The organism is Photobacterium lipolyticum (assembly GCF_003026475.1).
Lineage (GTDB): Bacteria > Pseudomonadota > Gammaproteobacteria > Enterobacterales > Vibrionaceae > Photobacterium > Photobacterium lipolyticum.
Genome location: NZ_PYMC01000013.1, coordinates 69,580 through 93,587, shown reverse-complemented (window position 1 = coordinate 93,587; position 24,008 = coordinate 69,580). Strand labels below are relative to the sequence as shown.

Genomic DNA, 24,008 nt, shown 5'->3' with positions numbered 1-24,008 from the left:
GATAAAAAACAGCGACTACCAATTGTATAAATAGCTGATCGTTCAGCGATTATTACTTTACGTGACCGGTATAACTTCCCTTAATCAAAAATCTTTACGTTCGCCAACGAGGATTCTTTATGAAACACACTTTAACAGCAGCGCTAATCGCCAGTTTGCTGGCACCGGCTGCGCTTGCGGATCAACAAGTCATTGCGGGATATTTTGCAGACTGGCAATATGCGAATGAGCAAAAGCCTTACACCGTTAAAGATATTCCGGCAGACAAGCTAACGCATGTGATCTATGCCTTTCTGAGTATGTGCGGACCACATACAGGCGCATCAGAAAAGGTGCAGCAACAAGTCGCTTTAGCATGTAAAAACAAAGCCCCTTTCAGCGCGATTATCGTCGACAGAGAAGCTGCCCTTGATATCAATTTTGGCGATGTCAGTGTTAATGTCCCTTACCACGGCCACTTTGCCCAATTAGCCGAACTAAAAAAACAGCACCCTGATCTAAAGATCTTACCTTCTTTTGGTGGCTGGACTATGTCTGAACCTTTCCATGCCATGGCCAAGGATCACGCTAATATTCGCCACTTTGCCAAAACAGCTGTAGAGCTGATTGCAGAATATGATTTTTTTGACGGCATCGATCTTGACTGGGAATACCCCGGCGGCAGTGGCCATACAACATCACCGTGGAATGAAAATACAAAATTACCGGATGAACAAAAAGCAGCTGAGCGTAGCGCCTTTACCTTTCTGGTTAAAACACTCCGTGCCGAGCTGGATCAACTGGAAAATACAACCAAGCGCGACTACGAGCTATCTACCGCCGTTGGTGTTGGCCCTAAGGCGGCACAAATCGACTGGGCTGGCGCTGCGCCTCACCTGACAAATATGTTTGCGATGACCTACGATTTCCTTGGCGGCTGGGGCCAGCAGACAGGCCACCTCACTAACTTGCATGCCACAGAGCGGAGCTGGTGGGGAGGAGGCGCAGATGCTTTCATCAATCAGATGATTGAAATCGGGAGCCCGAGTGAAAAACTGGTGCTTGGTGCCGCGTATTATGGTCGTGGATGGGAAGGCACCCAAGGCTTTGATGGTAAACTGCCAACCGCCTCACTCATTTCTGAAAAAGGTGCAAGCTTTGGCACTGACGAAGATGAACCGGGCTATTTTATGTACTGGGATCTGAAGCAGAACTACACCCCTGAGCAAGGTTACAAGTATAGCTATGACAAAGCGGCTGAAGCCCCGTTCTTGTGGCACCCTGAGAATAAAGTATTCATCAGTTTTGATGATAAGCGTTCTGTGAAAGCAAAAACTGAGTGGGTAAAACAAAAAGGCCTGGCCGGTATGTTTACCTGGGAGCTTTCCGGTGATCCAACCGGCGAATTGACAGAAACCATGTATCAAGCGTTGAAAGGCGATAAATCTTAATCATCTCAGATAAGAAATGACGCGGTTTCGGGATCAAACCTGTTGATCCCAGATTTTTTATTGCTATGCCCAAGTGACATCAGAATAGCCCCAGCTGTGGCGCTGTGATTTCATCAAAAGTGCGTCCGATGAAAGGCAGGATCCCATCGGCGACTGGCTTCAATTGTTTGTCGACATAATGGTTGTAGTCAATCAGGCTGGTTAAGGCCTCTTTCGGCTCGGGGCCATTTACTGTGATCAGGTACTCTATCCAGCCGCCATTTTGATACTGTAACGGCCTGCCCATTTTTTCATTAATGCCATCTGCCATACGAGCAGCACGAACATGAGGTGGCACATTTTTCTGATAGTCAGACAAGTTACGTCGTAACCTTTTGCGGTAAACAAGCTTTTCATCAAACTCACCTGCATTGGCTTTTTGCACATAATCACGAATATATTCTTCAACATCTTGATTATGGAAAATTTTATCATATAAAACTTTCTGAAAGTCCTGGGCCAGTACCGTCCAATCAGTACGGACTGTTTCGAGACCTTTGAAAATGATCGTTTCTTTATCACCTTGCCAGACTAATCCCGCATAACGTTTCTTACTCCCCGTATCCTGCCCTCTGATCGTTGGCATCAGGAATTTGCGATAATGCGTTTCGTATTCAAGTTCAAGGTAGCAATCAAGATTATATTCTTCACGAAGATGGTCTTGCCACGCTGCATTGATATCGACAACCAATTGATCACCAACCGAATCGGCTTCGCCTTGGGTATGACTTCGGCCTAAATGGACGAAGACCGAATCAGTATCACCATAAATAACGGTGTAGCCTTTTTCTTCGATCATCTCTTTGGTGCGAGATAGTACTTCATGCCCGCGCATGGTAATTGATGATGCTAAACGGTGATCAAAGAATCGGCAGCCAGATGAACCCAAGACCCCGTAAAATGAATTCATGATGATCTTGATGGCTTGTGAAAATGCTTTATCGCCATCGCGCTTAGCTTGATCGCGCGCTGACCATAAATCCTCGATCATTTGCGGTAAGAAATGCTTCTCACGATGAAAACGCCCGCCGCGAAAACCGGCAATAGCCTGGTTATTGCCTTTCCCTTCATCTAATAACAACCCTTCCACCAGCCCCATAGGATCAATGCGAAAAGAGCGAATAATCGAGGGATACAGTGATTTAAAATCCAACACCAATACCGAATCATAAAGACCCGGTTTTGAATCCATAACGTAACCACCGGGACTCGCGATCCAGTTATCAGTTTCAAGGCTAGGGGCAACATATCCCGCCCTGTGCAATTGTGGTAAATAAAGATTGGTAAATGCCGCGACAGATCCGCCAACACGATCTAACTCCACACCGGTTAAACGGCTACGTTCCATTGTAAAATCAAGCAGGTGGGTATGCTCAAAGATACGGGTAACGAGTTTGCAATCCTGCAGGTTATATCGAGCTAGCGATAGTTTATCGTGCCTGAACATCTGGTTAATTTCAGCCATGCGATCATGCACGTTATGAATTTTCTTGCCTTCCCCCAACAACTCTTGAGAAACAGATTCTAGTGACCAGGAGCGAAAGTTATAAGTTGCAGTTTTCAGGGTATCGATACCATCAAGAACAACCCGTCCAGGTATAGTAATAAAGCCCTGATTAGGGTTTTGGGTAGAATGACGCCAATGCGGTATTTGCTTAGCACGACCAATTCTCAGGCTCAGTTTGTTCCACTCAGCACGCTTTAGCAATAAACGGAAATCAAAGTCGATAACATTCCAGCCGATGATGATGTCGGGATCAAATTGAGAAAACCAGGATTCAAGTGCCAGCAGCAGCGCTTTCTCTGAATCTACCCACTGGATCCATGGCTCATCATGATCTTCAGGCTTAGGCGCCCCCACCATGATGACGCGGCTATCCACCTCGCTATGTAAACCAACCGAATACAGTACCCCTTTTTCTGAGCATTCAATATCTAACGATACCACGCTTAATTCGGGCAGATAATCAGCAGCCTTAGCTTTAACTTCCGAATATTCGACATAGCCTAATTTTTGTTTAGGCAACCCCGTGAACACGATTCCACCCCGGATAAAACGCTCCATCAAAAAACGATCGGCAAGTCGTATATCGGTTTCGAAACCATCCAGTCCCTCAGCAGCAAGAATTGGTGATATTTGTAAGCTGTCGCGTACCGTATGGGTATAACAAGCATTAACAGGTTTATGTTGAAAGTTCTGCAGCGACACCTCTCGCCACTGTACCTGGAGATTAGCAGCACTAAAGGCTTGAGATGCCTGTTGCTGCTCTTCCACAGGGATAAAACATACTGGTTTATCACCATGAATAACTAAACGACAGGGACCATGGTCAGTTTTAACCCATAGCACGATCTCCGTCTGACCGTGGTAATCGCGACTTTGTCGCGTTAAAACAAAACCTGTTAAGTGAGTTTGCAAATAAGCCTCAAAAGCATCAATGAAGAAAAAACATATCGACTAACCAATTTTCCGGTCTATCTTCTCAAACTCTGTCACTATCCAGCTACCAAACTGCTCAAGTAGAAAGAGCGCTGCACGCTTTGGTACTTGTGTGCCATTAATAAGGGTAAATAACCGCTCAATTTCAAGGCTTTTATCAGGGTAATAATTCAAGAAAGCCTCTGCGCATTGTTCTGACGTATGAGCCCAACATTTTTCTCGATGCATCACGAGTGAAAAGCAGCTTCGCAGCATTTTCTTCGCGATATACTGGCAATACTCAAGGTAATTACTGACCACTTTCGTCTTCATGATCTTCTGGCGGTAAACGGTCAGTTCATCTTTGATATCACCATTAAAAGCCTTCGCCACATCCCAGCTTGGCTCAAAGCAACCAAAACGCGTCGACAGATCTTCGCCATACAAGCAGAGACAACAATGCTTTATCCAAAAGCCCCACTTAAAAATGGCATCAAGAGACAGCACTTCCGATAAATACCCGATTTTAATCTCCACAGAAGGTACATCGGTATGATAGGTAGGTATTCGCCACTTTATCGTATTGAGCAGCGACTGCTCAGAATCGGTGAGTGGTCGATGCAGAATTAAAGTCAGATTCAGATCTGATTGCCCCCATACTGCTTCGCGGCGTGCGACACTACCAAACAGATAAATACTATGAAGCGCCCCCCCAAATCCAGCTCGCAGCTGCTTAACGGCATCTAACAAGACAGGTACATATTCCTGTTGAAAAGGCGTTTGGCCATCTAATACGGGTAACCCTTTCACCACTAGACTCTTTCTCTCTATTGTTGTGTTTTTGTTTACAACAAAACAACTAATACTTAATGTTACCGCGTATTCTACCAAATCTAAGGCTCTGTTGACCAAACAGATTAACCTCGCCTACTAAACAGAGTTCTGACCTCTCAACACCACATTTTTACACAGCGATTCACCTGCGGCGAAATATCTTAACAACGTAAAAAAGAGGCTGTGTTTCCCAGAAATGTCCCGTTTCCCCTACCTCGCCGCCATAAAGCATGTTCTAATATCCCCTCACTCACAAACCAGAGATATGTGTAGTACATGGATACATCAAACCTAATTTCTTTTGACGACGTTATTGAAGCGGCTTACGACATCTTCCTTGAAATGGCCCCAGAAAGCCTTGAGCCTGCAGACGTTATTCTTTTTACTGCTCAATTTGAAGACCGTGGCGCTGCTGAAGTCGTTGAAACGCATGATGATTGGGCTGGCCATGTTGGTTTTGACGTCGACAAAGAACGCTATGCCGAAGTACGTATTGGTCTGGTTAATGAAGCAAACGACGAACTTGACGATGTATTCGCAAGAATGTTGATTAGCCGCGATCCCGAACATAAGTTCTGCCATATTCTATGGAAACGCGATTAAAATCGTATTTCTAGAAACTAGAAACTAGAAACTAGAAACTAGAAACTCAGCATATAAAAAAGGCGATGTAGAAATGCATCGCCTTTTTTAATTCAAATAACATCCTATGCTAATACTGGTGTATCGGGCTGTTGGCTTCGACGAACCCAAAACAGGCTTATTACTACCAGAACAGACATCACGGTTAGTACCGCACCGAGGCTGAATTGGTCCTCTGCACGCATGAATGCTGCGGCTAAAGTCGCAATGCCAGCCCCCAGGTTCTGCAATCCACCAAGTACGGCTCCTGCTGTACCTGCATGTTGAGGAAAAGGCTGAATAGCTGCGGTTGTTGCAGCGGGAAACAATACACCAGCACCAATAAAGTAAATAAACGCGCCGCCAATCAATGAGCTTACGGTAACTAACCCCGCCATACCCGGGATCAGAATAGTTAACGCACCCGCAAAGATCGCGAGCATGCCTAAATTCATCACACGAGTATTACCAATTCGCTTAACCATAGAGGCTGATAGCCATGCGCCAGCTAAGTAGCCCGGTAATGGTAAAACAAATAACCAGCTGACTGTTTGCGGATCCAGTTTTAGCACGCTACCCAGCAATACCCCTGCAGCAGCTTCAAAGACAGCGATGCCCGCAAACGTTGCAATCAGACAGAGCACATACCCCTGAAAACGACGGTTACCCAGCACATAGCGATAGCTGACCCACACACGCTCATAACGACGATTTTCTACGGGTAGTGTTTCAGTAAACATTGCCATCATCGCAACAGTCACAACAGCGCCGAATATCAGTAAGAACAGATAGCTGGCAGTCCAGTCAAACATTGATGAGAGGTAACCACCTAAAACAGGCGCAATGAGCGGAGAGAAAATCACACCCATACTAACGAGGCTGTTTGCTCTGTGAAGCGCCGCACCATCATAGCAATCACGGGTTACAGTTCGACACATTGCCCCGCTACAGCCAGTACCAGCCCCTTGAATAAAACTTGCCAGCAAGAACAACTCAAATGTAGGGGCAAACAATGCGACCACCGTACCGACCAGAAAGATCACCATTCCTACAATGATCACTGGGCGACGGCCAACACGATCCGAAAGCGGTCCATAAACAAATTGAGATAAACCATACGGGATTAAATAGGCAGCCATAACGGCCTGTAGGTATGACGACTTAACAGCAAAATCAAGTGCCATCGTAGGAATAGCTGGTACGTACATAGTTTGCGTCATCTGACCGACAGCAGCCAGAATGATAATTAAAAATAACAACTTTGCCATTTTAGCAGAACAAGATTGCTGAACCACAACCTATACCCTCACAACAGAACAAAATAAAGGAAATTTGCGAGCATTTGATTAAATCCGCCCGCCAGCAGGATATAACCCTACGCATGCACACCCAGCGATATATAAGGCCAGATTATGCACCATAAGCAGTTTCTAACTCTACTTCAAGAGCGGTGATAATAATTGTGAAAGGATATTCAAGCAAGAAATTAGCGTGCCACCAAGCACGAAACTTTATTATGATTTGGATTAGAAAAAATAATGCATAAAGCGGGGTAATAATTTAGCAAAGAGCCATAAATAGAAAAGCCCCGAATACTCGGGGCTTCTCTATTATTCAATATTTTTTACGTTTCAGCTCAATCAAGTACTGCGTTCCGAGCATAACATGGAGGAGTGACAAATTCTCAATCGAAATTGAACCGGTGTTTGCCATGACTCGCTTTTGTTTTCAGATAACTTTCATTGCCGTCTTTAACATGTGTTTTGGTGCCGACCACTTCAACGATTTTGATACCACAACTTTCAAGATCGTCAATTTTTTTCGGATTATTGGTAATCAGGCGGATCTCATTAATGCCGAGTGCTTTTAGCATTAGTGCCGCTTCGTTGAAATCACGCAAATCATCACCAAAACCAAGATGATTGTTTGCTTCGTAGGTATTCATTCCCTGGCTTTGCAGCTCATAAGCATCGATTTTATTGTACAAACCAATACCACGCCCTTCCTGACGCAAATACAGGATAACACCTCCGATCTCGCCCATTTTTTCAATGGTTTCATCTAACTGCTCACCACAGTCGCAACGAGATGAGTGAAATACATCACCGGTTAAACACTCAGAGTGCATGCGTACCAATGGTACTTCTGCCTGCTTGTCAGCATCACGAAAAATGACTGCAACATGTTCTTTGCCAGATTCAAGGCCATTAAAAGAAAGTAAATCTGCTGGAATATTACTCTTCAAGCCGACTTTAAAAGGCACTCTCGCCCTTACATTAACCATTTTGTTCCTAAGTACTTCTTAATGGCCCTCTGGGATCAGGGTCATTTGGGTTAGTAGAACTTGCCCATTTAAACGCAAAAGTACACTTCTGTACCTTAACTCGCATCCCTAGAAGGCTGATAATCTTCACCAAACACCCAAATATCGTAATAGCATGATTCGAATCACTTTGTACGACAGACAGGCATTCCTCTATATTCCCTAGATGATATCTAAAATTATTACAGTAAAACAGCACTACAGAACAAGATCCGTTGTCTGTTCCTGCCTTTCAGAATATCAATGATGATTGTTATATTATAACAAAACAATGGTGAACTCATTATGCAATAGCTCTAAAAGGATCAGAACCGTCATACTACTTAAGCTTCAGACCATATTTCTTTTCCCATTCAGGATGCAGAAATACACATGCGGATAAAAGGGTAAAACAGATAACTGAGACCATGATGATAAACATTCTGACCCAATCTTCTCCCATCATTAAACGAGTTGACAGCATATGATAGGTCGATTGCATCCAAATCAATGAAGCACCCAGCAAGGCGACTTGCAATGTGCGTGCAGCCCAGTTTTTTTGTATACAAAGCAATAATGGTGTAATCGCCAATCCAAGGCAGACAATAATATCCCCTGCACGCAAAAAATGTGCTGCGAGTACCCATAAACTGATCACCACAGGTAACATTAACCTTATGCTTAAAAACATTGGTCGTACTTGCATTTCACTATTCCTTACAAATAACTTGCAATATATATACACCTTTATGGTCAAAAAAGGAAATCAGGGAGTGCCTGCCATTAATGACGCATTTTATTGTGTGATTTCAGATACTCAGATTGATCACACTTCTGCGAATAAAACACCGTCTTCGTACAGTAAGAAGAATAAAACCGCTCTAAAAAGCTCTCAATTTAGCCAACTGCACCTTTTATTGCTCCGCTTTAATTGTTATTTGTGAAAAAACATCTAAAATTGCCCGAGTTTGATCACTTGTTCTGACAATGATTTTAACAATCAGCAGATCAGGTTCGTCCCATTCCGTCTTACAGCAAGGTTTTGCTGTACTTGACACAGTAAAGGAAACATCATGATTCAAGTTGTAGGTCACAAAAACCCTGATAGTGATAGCATCTGTTCAGCACTTGTCGGCGCTGAACTTCTTAAGGCTCGTGGCCTGGAAGCTAAAGCCGTTCGTCAAGGCGAACTAAACCGAGAAACGCAACACATCCTGGAGCAAGCTGGTGTAGAACAACCAGAAATGTGTACTGGCGTAGCTGGTCAAAACATTTGGTTAGTAGACTATTCTGACCTTGCTCAAGGCCCGGATGATATTGCTGATGCTGAGATCTTGGGTATTGTTGATCACCACCGCTTGGGCGATGTAACGACAACCAATCCATTAGAAGCTTGGATCTGGCCAGTTGGTTGTACTTGTACCATCATGTTCAACCTGTTCAAGATGGAAAAGGCCGAGATCACTCGCCCACTCGCTGTTCTGATGATGTCAGCAATTTTAAGTGACACCGTTGGCTTTGCTTCCCCTACTTGTACGCAGAAAGACAAAGACGCTGTAGCAGAACTAGCAACGATTGCGGGTATTGAAGATCTTGATGCTTTCATCAAAGATCTGTTAATTGCAAAAACAGATATCGAAGGCCTTTCTGCCTCTCAGCTGGTTGAAAAAGATCTTAAAGCTTACCCATTCAACAACCGTGACGTTGTTGTTGGTCAGATCGAACTTGCTACTCTTGAGCAAGTAGACAGCATGATTGACGAACTTAATGCTGATCTTCAGCGTCGTTGTGATGAAGATGGCCTGGCAATGGCTGCACTTATGCTAACTGATATCACAACCAGCACTACTCGCCTGCTTTACAAAGGTGAGTGGAATGCAACCCTAGAGCAATATGCTGACAATGGTCTGCTGATGATGGAAAACACACTAAGCCGTAAGAAACAAGGCTGGCCTTGGCTGCAGAAAGTTCTGGCGTAATAAAAATTACTTATTTCTGCCCGTCCATTGAAAAGGAACGCGATTGCGTTCCTTTTTGTTTTTGAACCTGTCGTTTTATTTAAAGCTTGCTTGTTTCATTAAGCCTTGTTGTTTCATTAAGAGCAGCAGCAAAATGTTCAACGAACTGTCGGCCAATTAGTTTACCTTCACGGTAATCAACTTCCAGATCATCTTTTTCGCTCAGTAACGCTCTGCTGCGCAATCTCTTGTCAGGCGCAATTTGAATCACCTTTAACCCTTCAGGAGGCTGAATCAGAAATTCATTTACTTCGCGACATGTCTGATAGTAACGAGCAAGCATCTCAATCACTTCACTACTTTTCCCCTTACCCGTAATAGACAAAAAGCGCTCGATATTATCGGAAGTAAACCACTTCCCACCATCAGCATTCATCTTCTCCGGCTCGATTAACTCAGATATAACCTTTTGTTGTTCTTGTAAGCGCTGCTGTTCTTTTTTAATAACCTTATCGTTCCAACCTTCCCTCCACAGTTCAAAGCGCTGGGTGAGATCATTGTGAATTGACTTAAACTTATCCAGCGACTGGTTCAGATTAAGCTTCTCAATATACTGCGGCAGGCTAGATTCAATCTTCTCGCGCCAATCATCAAACACCCCAACCCCATCACTATTTTCAAGTGGCTCAGTTCTTACCACAACAACAAGATCAGCCCCACGCTTCCAGGCTTCTTGAACAGGAACGGCAGCACTTACACCACCGTCAACCCATTCCAAGTCTTGTAAGTTTACTGGCTGGTTATACAACATAGGAATTGCACATGTCGCTCGAAGCACCTCACGCCAGTTTTGTTGATACATAGGCAGATAAATATCTTGCAAGGTGTCTTTACGGGTGGCGCAAGCAAATGCCTGGCGATATTGTAAGTTTCGCCGTGCAGTCACAATATCGAGTGGTGTCAGACCTTCAGCAGATATCGTATCCAGCGCCCAGTCTAAATTCATCGGCTTTTGTTTACTGAGATACTTATACAGATTAAAAAACTCATTATCCGTGGTGTAATTGACAATGAAATTGTAGCCAAAACTAGACTGGCGGCTAATAAAAGAAGAGAGGTTGAGCGCTCCGGCAGAAGTGCCAATATACAGTTCGAAAGGATCAAATCCGGCCTCAAGAAAGGAGTCAAAAACACCTGCAGTAAAGATCCCCCTCTGTCCTCCCCCTTGCACAACAAGTGCTATTTTCTTTTTCCGCCCACTATTCAGTTGCGCAGAAAATGCGTTTACCATTTGTAAATCAAAGGCACTTAAGCTGAACGGCAGATGATTCGTCATAGTCTACTCACGTTAAAAAATACGAGGACATACTGTCGACAGAATAACATCTATTATTAAACAGAAACGGAATAAAGCATAAAAACACTTCGTTCATTAGGGGCTGTTTGTCTTTCAATGTTTCAGTAATTATGTTGAAAGCTAAACAACCCTAACAGGTTACGCTGTAATCGCAGTGAGGCCGAACCCAATCAAGATAGTAAATGTTACAACTGCTGCAATAATTGCAAATTTCAGATCCTTATCCATACCACCCCCAAACCACAACAACAAATTAACACAACAGTAACCTGAGTTCGGGGGAACTTCAAGATTATCATCAAATTAAATGCAAGATTTCAGGATAGCTGTCACAATTAAACATAATATAGAAGCATAACAATGAGAAACAACAATGAAGTTACCGGCATCACCATGCGTTCTAGGATGTATTATATTTGCCTTCGTCACACCCCATGCTCTTGCCGAGCAACCAATATACATTACGCCTTATATTGGCTATACCTTTTCTAATCAGATAAAAGATGAAAATGGCATAAAAATTCAGCCAGGAAACGACCCACATTTCGCAATGGCCGTAGAAACAAATGTCGAACCAGGCCGTGTGGGGCTTTTTTTAAGCCATCAGGCTACTGAAATGAAAGGGATTGAAGGAGACGGATCCTTTACATACTTACATTTCCAAAGCTCTCTGCGCTATGAAGCGAAGACAAAACTAGGCGCTTTTTTTGGTGCAAGCCTAGGCGCAAGCTTTGTTGATGCCGATTGGTCTGAAAACAGTGTCTTATTCTCTGGCGGTTTATTTGGCGGGGCTGAATACAGAGTGCATAAAAATGCCAAAATTGTTTTTGAAGGTCGCTGGTTAGCAAACTTCATCGACAGCCATACAACCGCTATCTGCCACTTACCAGCAGGAAACCAAACCTGCCACATAATCGTCGATTCAAAAATCCTCAGCCAGGTCCAAACCAATATTGGCGTTAGCTTTTCTTTCTAGTTACCAATTTATATGGCCTTTTAATACTATTTACGAGCCTAGCTACTAGTTTTTGTCTATTTTGCAGTCATTTTTACAAGCGTTTTGAAATAAAATTAACACCTGTTTTTTGTGTTATATATAGTGATTTATGCCAACTTGATGCCCTCACACCCCACTATTCGATAATCTATAGAGCAAAAAACCAATCGTTAACACCACAACCCCACAGCATTAACAAACACGCAATCTATTGCTTTACAAATTATCTCTGGTTAATCTCATCTCATTACGTGGTCTATCAATCCATATTCCACGGAGCAGGACGATGAATTAGAGAATATATCTCTAATAAAATTAAGTTTCATAGAGAATAGCAGTACATAAGGAGATGTTTATGAAACGTGAACAATGGGGTTCCCGTGCCGGGTTTATCTTAGCTGCCGTTGGCTCAGCCATCGGTCTTGGTAATATTTGGCGATTCCCGTATATGGCTTATGAAAATGGCGGTGGCGCATTTTTTATCCCTTACCTTTTTGCCATGATTTCCGCCGGTATTCCTTTTATGATCATGGAGTTTACTCTGGGTCACAAGCTACGAGGTGCCGCTCCTCGCGCATTCGCTAAGCTGGGTGGCAAGCTTGAATGGCTGGGGTGGTTCCAGGTATTTATCGCCGCAGTTATTGCGGTCTATTATGTCGCGGTCATTGGCTGGGCTATCTCTTACCTTGGCTTTTCATTCACCCAAAGCTGGGGAGCGGACACGAATGCCTTCTTCTTTGGCGAATACTTACAATTAGGTGATAACTCACCAACTAAGCTGGGCTTCCTGCAGACGCACATTGCATTTCCAATGATTCTTGCGTGGGGTATTACTTTTGCAGCTATCTTTACCGGTGTTAAAAGCGGTATTGAACGTGCCAGTAAGATCATGATGCCCTTATTATTTATTATGGTGCTTGGCTTAATCACTCGGGTATTGTTCCTGCCTGGTGCATTAGATGGACTTAACTATCTATTCCAACCAGATTTCAGCAAAATTCTCGATGCTAAAGTATGGTCAGCGGCATACGGACAGATCTTCTTCACCCTAAGTGTCGGTTTTTCCATCATGATTGCTTACTCAAGTTATCTGCCAGAAAAATCTGACATCAATAACAATGCATTCATGACAGTACTGATTAACTGTGGCTTCTCAATTACTGCTGGTGTTCTTGTCTTCGCGGTATTGGGTTATATGGCACAGGAACAAGCCAAACCTCTGACAGAAGTGGTCTCCGCGGGCGTAGGTCTGGCCTTTGTCACCATTCCGGCTGCTATTAACTTATTACCGGCTCCATACATTCTTGGTCCGTTGTTCTTCCTGGCTCTGGTTGTTGCAGGCCTGAGCTCACATATTTCAATCATTGAAGCAGTAACTTCTGCAATCATTGACAAGTTGAACTGGACACGTAAGAAAGCCGCATCTGTTGTATGTGGTGTCGGCTTTATCGTATCCATGGCATTCGCAACAAACGGGGGTCTACTACTGCTTGATTTGGTTGATTACTTCATTAATAACGTGGCACTGCTAACAAGCTGTCTGATCGAATTAATTGTGATTGGCTGGTTACTGAAAATGGCTGATATTAGGGAATATGCAAACAATCTCTCTGAATTCAGCATTGGTAAGTGGTTCGAAGTTTGTATCCGCTTCCTGAGCCCGGCAATGTTGGCACTGATCCTTATTACTAATCTTTCAAATACATTAAGTGATGGTTACGGTGGCTACGCGCTGTCTGACTTGCTACTACTTGGTTGGGGACTGATTGCAGCAATGTTTGTAGCTGCAGTTGTCATCAACCTGACATCCAAACCACAAAGCCAGCTGGAGGGTTAATTATGACAACAGGTGCAATTATCATGATGCTGTTTGGCTTTGGTATTACCTGGGGTGGCGCAGCTTACTGCATCTCCTTGGCAATGAAGAAAAACGGCAAGTAATTCAAATTAGAGAATCATAAGATTAACTAGTACCAAATAAAGAGGCTCATTGGGCCTCTTTTTTAATAACTGCCGCCAACGAAAAAATGGTTGTCAATACAGATAATTGTTAGCCACAAATCATTCCTGTAAAGAATCCTTTTCTTTTTGACAATCATCCCGTTACAATCGTTACACAACAATCAATACTGGCATTTCAAGGATAGGCAATGAAGTTACCTGCTGTAATTCTTTCATTCGTACTGCTTCCGGGTACTGTATTAGCTTCAACAGGCAGTTGCTATAGCGATAAATATCACCAGTATGTTGATGCATCGCTTAGTTGGTATCAAAGCCTGGTTGATTTGGCTGTACAGAAAGACGAGGGCCTTAAAGATGTTGGGGAATGGTTTTTAGAAGGCCGTAAACATCACTTTGAACTCAACCGCGAAGCCGTTGACTGGTATTTAGATAATGACAAAAGTCGCTTAGACTTATCTCAATCCGTTGAATCTTGGCTGCAACTAACCCAAAACGACGTTAAGAAACTGTCGCAGCAACAAAATGATCTTGGTGTTTACGCTAAGAAAGCGTTTGAAGATCGCCAAAGTAAGCCTCACGCAAAAAACTATGAGCTTCGTAGTGCATTTGCAGAGCTTCTCACCCATCCAGGTAACATTGATAAGCCGCTTAGCGCCTATAACGAAAAAATGACAAAGGTCGCTGACATCGAATGTAAATAATCCTGATTGATTAACACCGTCACCTGCGAAGCTCGTCGATATTTATCGGCGAGAGTTTTCCTCTGCATTAATTGTTCGGTACAGCTCGTAATCACCTGTAAAGCTGGCGGTTTTCAGCTAAGGTGGATATTTTGCAATTTACTGACATGCCATATTCTGCAATTATGTATAAACCCCCTAACCATTTGAATAATTGCATTAAATATTATTCTTTTTTGATAAGGAATCAAAATGAAGCCTCTTTACTTAGGCCTGCTCATCTGTCTGGCCTCTGCGCCTGTTATGGCTCAACCTGGCCAAAAATGGCAACCTGGATTTAGCGGCGATATCTCCCTACTGACGGGGTTTACCCAAACGACTTCGCAGTTTAATACTGACAATGAAACAACCTCCTCACTGTTACGGTCTGGTGATAAAAAGACTGAAGCCCTGACGGCCCCTTTGGGCTCGCTGCAATACACCTTTAGCGGTGCTGATAAACAGCTATTCTTTGGTACAAGTCGTTCCGATGTCGCTTTGGGCCGTTTCCACGTTGAATTAGGTTACCGGCAATCGCTGCAACAAAACGGCATGATCAGTATCAGCTATCTACCCGGCCTGCTTAGTGAGACAACATGGCAGGATCCATATATCGAAAATCAGCCTCGCAAAAAGACCGATTCAAACATTCAGGGGTTACGCTTTCAATACGACAATATTTTAGGCTCTGATTTTTCTGTCGAAGTCGCCACGGGCCAGCAAAAGATTGATAACGAAAAAAGTGGCCAAGGTAATTATACTCTTCAAGAGCAAGCGTTATTAGAAAGAGAAGGCAACATCTTGTATCTGGAAAGTGCTTATCGCTACCCCATCAGCGCTAAACGCTTTTTGCGCAGTGCGTTGAACTACACTCGTATAGATGCCGATGGTGAAGCAATGGCCAGTGATGTCTACGGTGCAGAAATAGGGATTATCCAGTTGTTGCCAAGCGCAAGCCTTGCGCTTACCTTAAGCTATGATCTTGCCCGATTTGATGGTGACAACCCGGTATTCGATCAACGTCAGGAGGATGACCGCTGGGGGGCTTTCCTTGCTTACGCATACAATAAACCATTTGGCTGGAATAATTGGGGGCTAGTATCATTGATTGGTTACAACAATAGCAACTCAACCATCAATTTTTATGATGAAAAATCACTTGTAATGACGGTTGGTGTTAACTATACATTTTGATTTCAGCCAAAATACTGATTAGTAATATCAATACTCTCGCCTGAGTTTGATACGTAATTCCTATATCAATGTGGAAATTTTTCGAGACATCGATACCAAATTCCATTAAATTAGCAATAATTTGCGGAAGTTAACCGAAAGTACCAATTTATTATGGCAGTGGATAACAGAAAAGCCGATGCGTCGTTAGAATCTTTGCATCGCATTTTTACAGTGCCGGAAGCACCCGAATCAACCCTAGGATTGATTGAGCAAAAAATATCGCAGAACCTGAATGAGTTTTTGCGTACCCATATTGCCGCGAGTGAAAAACCGCTTGCTGAGATTGAAAAGGACTTTTCTTCTGCTGATATTCCTGAAAGTCCAACCTTCGTTTCCGATCACACCCAATTTTTACTGAATAAGCTGGTTGCCCAATCGGTGCATACTTCTGCGCCGAGTTTTATTGGTCACATGACCTCAGCCTTGCCTTATTTTCTGATGCCTCTATCAAAAATCATGATTGGTCTGAACCAAAACCTGGTTAAGATCGAGACATCAAAGGCATTCACCCCATTGGAACGTCAGGTTCTGGGGATGATCCATAACTTAATCTTCAATGAAGACGAGAGTTTTTATCAGCAATGGATGCATAGCGCTAACCACTCTCTCGGTGCGTTTTGCTCCGGTGGAACGATCGCAAACATCACTGCGCTCTGGGTTGCCCGTAATAACGTATTGAAGCCTGACGGCGAATTTCGCGGTGTTGCCCAGGAAGGACTATTCCGAGCAATGAAGCATTACGGCTATGATGACCTGGCTGTGTTGGTGTCTGAACGTGGCCATTACTCCTTAAAGAAAGCCGCAGATGTACTTGGCATTGGTCGCGACTGTGTTATTCCGGTTAAAACGGATGACAATAATCGTGTCCGTCTTGACGAACTCAGAGCCACCCTCAACTCACTGAAAGCGAGAAACATTAAGCCTTTCGCGATTGTGGGTGTAGCAGGCACTACGGAAACAGGCAATATTGATCCACTTGATCAACTCGCAGACATTGCTGTTGAACATGACTGCCATTTCCATGTTGATGCCGCTTGGGGCGGTGCGACCTTGATGTCTAACAAATATCGTCCATTACTCAAAGGAATAGAGCGCGCTGATTCGGTAACGATTGATGCCCATAAACAACTGTATGTGCCGATGGGTGCGGGTATGGTAATTTTCAAGAATCCAGCTTCCGTGGCTGCGATTGAGCATCATGCCGAATATATATTACGTAAAGGATCGAAAGATCTGGGTAGCCATACGTTAGAAGGATCGCGGAGCGGCATGGCCATGCTGCTGTTCGCCAGCATGAACATTATTAGCCGCCCGGGCTACGAAATGCTGATCAATAACAGTATTGAAAAGGCCAAATACTTTGCAGAACTGATCAAGCAAGACCCTGATTTTGAACTTATCACTGAACCTGAATTATGCCTGCTGACCTATCGTTACGTGCCTGCGGAAACACAAAAAGCCCTTCAGGTAGCAAATACCGGAGACAGGCTTGTATTGCTGGAAGCTCTGAATGATCTGACAAAATTCATTCAGAAAAGACAGCGTGAATCTGGAAAATCATTTGTATCGCGAACACGCCTGACACCGGAAAAGTGGGGTCACAAAATCACCACGGTTTTCCGGGTTGTGCTGGCGAATCCTTTAACGACAAATGACATTCTTAAAAGTGTCCTTGAGGAGCAGAAAGAGCTCGCACAAGAAAGCCTTCATAGCTTGCCTCAAATACGTCAACTCACCGCACGTATTTTGCGCCAATAAACGCTGCATCTTGAACTAAAAAAGCCTGACCAATGTCAGGCTTTATTTATACCCAAGTTACCTCAAGATGCTCGTTTCAGCGAGAATTTCCAGGCGCTGATTTGCAGATATAGTCGCTCCACATCAAAATTCATCTAATTATATTCTTCTACTTCACACTCAAACCAAGTGAACCCCATGTTAATTCGATTGACCTGCCAAATATAAACACGCCAATACATTAGCGAGCTACATGGTCAATACCAAGCCAGAATGTTAAACCCATTAACTCTTATTAATATTGCTTGTCTGAAATCAAAATTGTACCGATATTTAGCTAGAAAAAAAGCCAGCATTCAAAGTATGCTGACTAATTTATTACAAGTTATGACAGCGCAATAGATAATGATTTTCTCATTGCAAACAATCAATTTCAGCGAATTTTAATCACCCGCAAACATGTACCCTTCACCGTGAACGGTGACAAAGATTTGAGGGTTTTTCGGATCAACTTCCATCTTAGAACGCATGCGACGAATGAGCACATCAATGGTTCTGTCGTTAGGCGCTTCTACGCGATGGCTTAACATATTCAAGATACGCTCACGACTTAGCACGACATTTGGATGCGAGGAAAAAGCGACTAGCAGTTCATATTCTGCCTTGGTCAATTTTACTGGCAGGCCATTATGAGTCAGCGCTCGTTTATTGATATCAAACTGCCAGTCACCAAAACGAATCATGTTATCTTCGTGCATTTCCACCATGGTTTCATCACGCGCCTTTTCAACTAAGGCCATGCGCCATAACAAGTTTTTCACCCGAACCAGCAGCTCGCGAAGTTCAAACGGCTTAGTGACATAATCATCGGCCCCCATTTCTAATCCAACGATACGATCGATACTATCTGTACGGCCTGTCACTAAGATAATACCCACTTCAGAACGGCTACGTAACTCACGAGTCAGCATCAAACCATCTTCACCCGGAAGGTTAATATCGAGCATCACAAGATCAATTTTCCCAGCAGCCATAATCTCGCGCATCTGCTCGCCACTGTCCGCCTGGCTGACTTTATACCCTTCATTTTCAAAATACCCGACAAGCTTGGCACGGGTCACAATCTCATCTTCTACAACAAGTACATGATGACTCATTTTTATCTCTTTATTTATATTTCAGCAGGCTTTTAAAACGGTAGCACAACAATCGCCTGTTAATAATCTGTCACAAACAGCCCAAAACTGTTCATGCCAACCCTTAACCTTTTTCACATCGTAGTTTTAAGATTAAACCATAAAAATTTATACGTCACCGTACTTTACGGCAGGCATTCATTATTTCTGGAATCTTCCATCATGAAAAAACTTTGGCAAAAGCTGATTAAACCAAGCAGCAAGTATCCAATTCTTGCGTTGGTATTAGTCGGTATCGGTATTACTCTTTCGGGCACGTTTGTTGTCCACAAAGGCTTTGAAGTCACTTCGACTATCGAGTTCTGTACCTCTTGCCACACCATGGAGCAGAACTACGAAGAATACAAAGAAACGGTCCATTTTAAAAACGCGTCCGGTGTTCAGGCGCAGTGTGTTGACTGTCACCAGCCAAAAGACTTGCCAGGCAAAGTTTTCCGTAAACTTGAAGCCGCTAAAGATCTATATCACCACTTCGTGACCGGTAAAATCGATACGCCCGAAAAGTTTGAAGACAACCGTCTCCATATGGCACAAACCGTATGGGCTCGCATGAGCAGCCAGAATTCCAAGACGTGTAAGAGCTGCCACTCATATGACGATATGGACCACAGCAAACAGTCTGCAAAAGCTGCATTTGAGATGAAAAAAGCGGCAGCCGAAGACATGAACTGTATCGAATGCCACAAAGGTATTGCCCACGAACTACCTAACATGGCTGGCGGCTTCCAGAAAGATTTCCAAGAGCTTCAGGTAACGGCGAATACTCAAGGTTCAGCAGCTGAGACACTTTACTCTCTTGGTGAAAAAGACCTGTATGCAACCGCTGATGCCAACGGCAAAACAGAAGGTAAGCTTCTTCCTGCCTCTGAAGTTGCGGTTCTTGAACGTAAAGATGACATGCTGAAAATCAAGGTTGACGGCTGGCTTGAAAAAGCAGGTAAGGGCCGTGTGATGACTGAATACATGGGTAAACGCGTCTTCAAGGCAACAATCCGTGGTGACGTGAAGGCATCAGAACAACTAATCGAAGAGCAAACTGACAGCGCAACTGACATCGTATGGCAGCACGTTTCGGTTGAAGCCTGGATCACCGCTGAAGACATGATTGACAACATTCAGCCCATCTGGAACTACGCAGAAGACATGTACGGTGCAACTTGCAATGCCTGCCATGCCGCTCCGGACCCGGCGCACTTTACTGCGAACGGTTGGATTTCAGGCCTTAACGCAATGAGCGCCTATTACCGTCTAAGCAAAACTGAAGAACGTACGTTATTGAAGTACCTCCAGAATCACGGCAAAGACACTGGCGGCGCTGGCGCACACTAATTTCTGATAGACGGGGCTGACGATAAAAAACACTCCCCCGCCTTCAAAAAGAATTTTAATTTAAGGATTTCCTATATGGCGACTCAATATCTAAATAAGGGCGTATCGCGCCGTCGCTTCCTGTCTGGAATGGTTGCAGCGAGCGCTGCGACTGTCGTGGGTGCCAGCCTGCTGGCACCACGCAAAGCAATGGCGGCATCTGAAACACAAGCAAAGTTCACCGGTGAAGTACTTTCTGGCTCTCACTGGGGGGCTTTTCGTGCCAAAGTTGAGAACGGCATTTGGGTAGATACCGTTCCTTTCGAAAAAGACCTTCACCCAACCCCGATGATCAATGGCGTACGTGAAGTTGTTTACAATCCGGCTCGTGTTAAATACCCGATGGTGCGTATTGACTGGCTGAAACACGGTTTTAAGTCAGATACAACACAGCGTGGTGACAACCGTTTTGTTCGTGTGCCGTGGTCTCAGGCGCTGGATTTCTTCTACCACGAAATGGAGCGGGTACAGAACAGCTTCGGCCCAAGTGCGCTATACGCTGGCCACACTGGTTGGCAGTCAGTAGGTAAACTGCACTCTGCAGGAACGATGATGAGCCGCGCGCTTGGCCTACATGGTACTTACCTTGGAAAGATGGGTGACTACTCAACAGGTGCTGCGCAGGTAGTTCTGCCTTATGTCGCTGGTGCAATGGAAGTTTACGAGCAACAGACATCTTGGCCGCTGGTTCTTGAGCACTCTGACACCATCGTAATTTGGGGCTCTGACCCAATTAAAAACCTTCAGGTTGGCTGGCTAGTACCGGACCACAGCCCGTACGCCTACTATCAGCAGCTGGCTGAAAAAGTGAAGAACAACGAAATCAAGGTCATTTACGTTGACCCGGTTCGGTCTGAAACTCAAAAAGCCGTCGGTGGTAAGCAGATTCCGGTTAACCCGCAAACCGACCTTCCGTTGATGCTGGCTATCGCACATACCCTGTATACCCAAAACCTGTACAACAAAGATTTCATCGCTGACTACACCACAGGTTTCAACCAATTCGTTCCCTACCTAACCGGAGAGAAAGACGGCGTAGAGAAAACACCGGAGTGGGCAGAAAAAATCTGTGGTATCGAAGCAGACGACATTCGCGCTCTTGCTCGCCAGATGGCTTCAGGCCGTACTCAAATCATTGGTGGGTGGTGTTTACAGCGCATGCAGCACGGCGAGCAGTACGCGTGGATGCTTGTTGTTATTGCAGCAATGCTTGGTCAGATCGGTCTGCCTGGCGGTGGTTTCGGTTTCGGCTGGCACTACAATGATGCGGGCTCTGTCACTTCAAACGGCCCGCTAATGTCAGGTTTTAGTGGTGTTACTGGTGTTGCCCCCATTCACAATGGTTCATACAAGGGTTACTCGACCTACATCCCAGTTGCACGTTTCGTTGACTGTATCGAAAACCCGGGAAAAACCATTCAGTGGAATGGTCATGACGTAAAATTCCCTGAGATGAAGATGGCTATCTTCTGTGGTAACAACCCATTCCACCACCACCAGGATCGTAACAAGATGATCAAGGCGTGGCGCAAGCTGGAAACAGTTGTCTCTGTTGAGCACCAATGGACCGCAACCTGTCGTTTTGCCGATATTGTCCTTCCAGCAACAACCACTCATGAGCGTAACGATATCGAGCAGTATGGTAACCACTCCAATGCAGGTATTATCGCACTGCCAAAAGTGGTTGAGCCTCTGTTTGAAGCTAAAGATGATTTCGATATCTTCCGTGAGCTATGCCGTCGCTATAATCGCGAAGAAGCGTTTACCGAAGGTAAGACACAGATGGAATGGATCGAGCAGATCTACAACGGTGCTCGCCTGCAGGGCCGTGGTCTGGGCGTTCGTATGCCTAACTTCAAGAAATTCTGGGAAGGCGAAGGCTTTATAGAGTTCCCAGAAGGTAAGGAGTGGGTTCGTCACGAGTCATTCCGTAAAGAACCGGATCTGGAACCACTCGGTACGGCTTCTGGCCTCATTGAAATCTACTGTAAGACCATTGCAGACATGGGTTACGATGACTGCCAGGGTCACCCAATGTGGTTTGAAAAGACAGAGCGTAGCCACGGCGGCCCGCGTTCGAACAAATTTCCACTTAACATGCAGAGTACGCACCCGAACCACCGCCTTCATTCGCAGCTGTGCTCATCAACAGAACACCGTGCTACATATGCGATTGCAGATCGCGAACCGGTTTACATCAGCACGGAAGATGCGAAGGCACGTAGTATTCAATCTGGTGACGTAGTGCGAGTTTTCAACGACCGCGGTCAGGTGCTGGCTGGTGCTGTTGTCACCGATGACTTCAAATCTGGTGTTTGCCGTATCCACGAAGGTGCATGGTACAGCCCGCTAGAAGGTGGTAAGCCAGGCACACTTTGTACTTACGGCGATCCAAACGTGCTGACTCAAGATATCGGCTCATCAAAACTGGCGCAGGCTACGATTGCAGCCTCTGCGCAGGTAGAGATTGAGAAGTATATCGGTAAGGTGCCCGCCGTAACGGGTTTCAACGGTCCGAAAGAAGTCACGGATATCAACCCGCTCTTCCCGTCGATGGACTTAGCATAACTCGTTTTATTCAAGAGTAGCTGTGTTCGAAAAGACATCAATAGCCTGCGTTTGCAGGCTATTGATAAATTTATAGGCGATGTGAGTAACAACATTGCCCTTCTTTACCCCAAATTAGAACCTATTCACATATAATCATTAGCAACATCATGTTTTATGTGAATAGGTTTTTAAGTGTCTGGAGTGACAGTGATCATGCAAGAATATATTGCTTTCAACGAACAACGTGCTGAAATTTACTGGTGGATGTCTTCACTATTAGCTCGTGAGTTAACGACGGAAGATTTTATGGAATATCACGGTGACGAGATGTTCACCTTCTTGTCTGGTCTTGGTATGACACCAGAACTCAAACAGCCTGTAGAGTCATTTCGCGAGGCAATTAACCGCTTAAAAGTACGTGAAGATGCACAGCTTGAGCTGGCTGCTGATTTTTGTGGCTTATTCCTTAGCACACCTAAATCAGGCGCACTGCCATATGCTTCTATGTATGTCGGTGAAAGCGGCCTGCTCAATGATAAGCCGGCGCAAGACATGAACAAGTTAATGGAGCAGTACAATATTGCTCAACGTAAAGAATTCAATGAACCCGCAGATCACATTGCTGTCGAACTGGATTTCATGGGCAACCTGATTATTTTGGCTAACCATCAAAAAGACGATGAAAAGCGTGAAGAAGTAATGCAGGCACAGTTATCATTTGTGAACAACATGCTGTTGAACTGGATACCAATTTTTGCCCAAGCCTGCAAATCACGTGATAATTTTGGCTTCTATACCGCAGCTGTTAATCTGCTAGTGGCATTTTGTCAATTAGACTCAGCATTCCTGGCTGGTGAAGAAGAATAACCTCACCGGCCACCGTAAATACTGATACTATCTTCCCTGCCGGAATTACATACTGGCTTTTTTAATCAATTTTCAATGCAAATTACAGATTTTTACAGCATTTCTCCATGCATTGTTATGAATCAGGTTTACTGATATTGCATAAATTTTGTTGATGTCTATCAAGTAATTTCCTCTTGATATACAGAAACGTTGCACTGTGCGCTACACTCAGTAAAATGTGAACGCAAGCGATTACACAGTGAAACGCCTTTTGAGGCTAGCATTAATATCAAGCCGCTCGTTAGAAAAGCGGCTTTTTGACGTTTTATACTTTGTTAAATACCGATCGTACCAAATTGAATAAATAGGTAATTGACAATTGCGTAGTTACTCAATTTGGTATCAATTAAGAATCGGTCGGATCAGACTTCTGA

At 44.3% G+C, this 24,008-nt stretch carries 20 protein-coding genes; 12 read left to right on the top strand and 8 right to left on the bottom strand.

Features of this window, described 5'->3' with window-relative positions:
- Positions 1-119 precede the first annotated feature (119 nt).
- The gene (locus C9I89_RS16705; RefSeq protein ID WP_107284456.1) at positions 120-1,430 is read left to right on the top strand and encodes a glycoside hydrolase family 18 protein; all 1,311 of its coding nucleotides are present in this window, start codon (positions 120-122) and stop codon (positions 1,428-1,430) included.
- A gap of 79 nt (positions 1,431-1,509) precedes the next feature.
- On the opposite strand, the gene C9I89_RS16700 is transcribed toward C9I89_RS16705, so the two are convergent.
- Together C9I89_RS16700 and C9I89_RS16695 are read right to left on the bottom strand one after the other, a co-directional pair.
- Entirely contained in the window at positions 1,510-3,888 is a 2,379-nt protein-coding gene (locus C9I89_RS16700) for a DNA polymerase II (protein WP_107284455.1), read from the bottom strand.
- 39 nt (positions 3,889-3,927) lie between these two features.
- On the bottom strand, positions 3,928-4,698 hold the full coding sequence (locus tag C9I89_RS16695) for a nucleotidyltransferase domain-containing protein (RefSeq protein WP_342750173.1): 771 nt from the start codon (positions 4,696-4,698) through the stop codon (positions 3,928-3,930).
- A 300-nt stretch (positions 4,699-4,998) separates the two neighbouring features.
- Here C9I89_RS16695 and C9I89_RS16690 point away from each other — a divergent pair, with 300 nt between their 5' ends.
- Entirely contained in the window at positions 4,999-5,325 is a 327-nt protein-coding gene (locus C9I89_RS16690; protein ID WP_107284453.1) for an HI1450 family dsDNA-mimic protein, read from the top strand.
- Positions 5,326-5,429: 104 nt separating this feature from the next.
- Here the strand turns inward: C9I89_RS16690 and emrD are convergent, their stop codons facing one another.
- The 3 genes from emrD to C9I89_RS16675 all read right to left on the bottom strand — a co-directional run bounded on the left by emrD (position 5,430) and on the right by C9I89_RS16675 (position 8,351).
- Positions 5,430-6,611, bottom strand: a complete 1,182-nt coding sequence (gene emrD, locus C9I89_RS16685; protein WP_170107725.1) for a multidrug efflux MFS transporter EmrD — start codon at positions 6,609-6,611, stop codon at positions 5,430-5,432.
- Positions 6,612-7,027: 416 nt separating this feature from the next.
- Positions 7,028-7,627, bottom strand: coding sequence for a GTP cyclohydrolase II (locus C9I89_RS16680; protein WP_107284451.1), 600 nt, complete (start codon positions 7,625-7,627; stop codon positions 7,028-7,030).
- A gap of 358 nt (positions 7,628-7,985) precedes the next feature.
- Complete coding sequence (locus C9I89_RS16675) at positions 7,986-8,351, bottom strand: hypothetical protein (RefSeq protein WP_107284450.1); 366 nt, start codon at positions 8,349-8,351, stop codon at positions 7,986-7,988.
- Positions 8,352-8,718: 367 nt separating this feature from the next.
- Here C9I89_RS16675 and C9I89_RS16670 point away from each other — a divergent pair, with 367 nt between their 5' ends.
- Positions 8,719-9,624 carry a manganese-dependent inorganic pyrophosphatase gene (locus tag C9I89_RS16670; RefSeq protein ID WP_107284449.1) on the top strand — a complete coding sequence of 302 codons (906 nt, stop codon included), beginning with the start codon at positions 8,719-8,721 and terminating at the stop codon, positions 9,622-9,624.
- 79 nt (positions 9,625-9,703) lie between these two features.
- On the opposite strand, the gene C9I89_RS16665 is transcribed toward C9I89_RS16670, so the two are convergent.
- Complete coding sequence (locus C9I89_RS16665) at positions 9,704-10,939, bottom strand: patatin-like phospholipase family protein (protein WP_107284448.1); 1,236 nt, start codon at positions 10,937-10,939, stop codon at positions 9,704-9,706.
- Between the two features lie 159 nt (positions 10,940-11,098).
- On the bottom strand, positions 11,099-11,188 hold the full coding sequence (gene cydH, locus C9I89_RS23070; protein ID WP_107284447.1) for a cytochrome bd-I oxidase subunit CydH: 90 nt from the start codon (positions 11,186-11,188) through the stop codon (positions 11,099-11,101).
- A gap of 145 nt (positions 11,189-11,333) precedes the next feature.
- Here cydH and C9I89_RS16655 point away from each other — a divergent pair, with 145 nt between their 5' ends.
- From C9I89_RS16655 to panP, 6 genes are all read left to right on the top strand, one after another.
- Positions 11,334-11,936 carry a hypothetical protein gene (locus C9I89_RS16655; protein ID WP_245905509.1) on the top strand — a complete coding sequence of 201 codons (603 nt, stop codon included), beginning with the start codon at positions 11,334-11,336 and terminating at the stop codon, positions 11,934-11,936.
- Positions 11,937-12,312: 376 nt separating this feature from the next.
- Positions 12,313-13,794, top strand: a complete 1,482-nt coding sequence (locus C9I89_RS16650; RefSeq protein ID WP_107284446.1) for a sodium-dependent transporter — start codon at positions 12,313-12,315, stop codon at positions 13,792-13,794.
- 2 nt (positions 13,795-13,796) lie between these two features.
- Positions 13,797-13,898 (top strand): MetS family NSS transporter small subunit, encoded by a 102-nt coding sequence (locus C9I89_RS16645; protein ID WP_107284445.1) that lies wholly within the window; start codon positions 13,797-13,799, stop codon positions 13,896-13,898.
- A 209-nt stretch (positions 13,899-14,107) separates the two neighbouring features.
- Complete coding sequence (locus tag C9I89_RS16640) at positions 14,108-14,620, top strand: hypothetical protein (protein ID WP_107284444.1); 513 nt, start codon at positions 14,108-14,110, stop codon at positions 14,618-14,620.
- A gap of 231 nt (positions 14,621-14,851) precedes the next feature.
- Entirely contained in the window at positions 14,852-15,832 is a 981-nt protein-coding gene (locus C9I89_RS16635; RefSeq protein ID WP_107284443.1) for a DUF2860 domain-containing protein, read from the top strand.
- Positions 15,833-15,985: 153 nt separating this feature from the next.
- Positions 15,986-17,632, top strand: a complete 1,647-nt coding sequence (gene panP, locus C9I89_RS16630) for a pyridoxal-dependent aspartate 1-decarboxylase PanP (protein ID WP_107284442.1) — start codon at positions 15,986-15,988, stop codon at positions 17,630-17,632.
- 422 nt (positions 17,633-18,054) lie between these two features.
- On the opposite strand, the gene torR is transcribed toward panP, so the two are convergent.
- Positions 18,055-18,768: a two-component system response regulator TorR gene (torR, locus tag C9I89_RS16625; RefSeq protein ID WP_107284441.1), complete on the bottom strand. Its 714-nt coding sequence runs from the start codon at positions 18,766-18,768 to the stop codon at positions 18,055-18,057.
- A 201-nt stretch (positions 18,769-18,969) separates the two neighbouring features.
- Between torR and torC the strand changes: the two genes are divergently transcribed.
- The 3 genes from torC to torD all read left to right on the top strand — a co-directional run bounded on the left by torC (position 18,970) and on the right by torD (position 23,592).
- Positions 18,970-20,136: a pentaheme c-type cytochrome TorC gene (gene torC / locus C9I89_RS16620; protein ID WP_107284440.1), complete on the top strand. Its 1,167-nt coding sequence runs from the start codon at positions 18,970-18,972 to the stop codon at positions 20,134-20,136.
- A 75-nt stretch (positions 20,137-20,211) separates the two neighbouring features.
- Complete coding sequence (gene torA, locus C9I89_RS16615; RefSeq protein WP_107284439.1) at positions 20,212-22,743, top strand: trimethylamine-N-oxide reductase TorA; 2,532 nt, start codon at positions 20,212-20,214, stop codon at positions 22,741-22,743.
- 195 nt (positions 22,744-22,938) lie between these two features.
- Complete coding sequence (gene torD / locus C9I89_RS16610) at positions 22,939-23,592, top strand: molecular chaperone TorD (RefSeq protein ID WP_107284438.1); 654 nt, start codon at positions 22,939-22,941, stop codon at positions 23,590-23,592.
- Positions 23,593-24,008 lie beyond the last annotated feature (416 nt).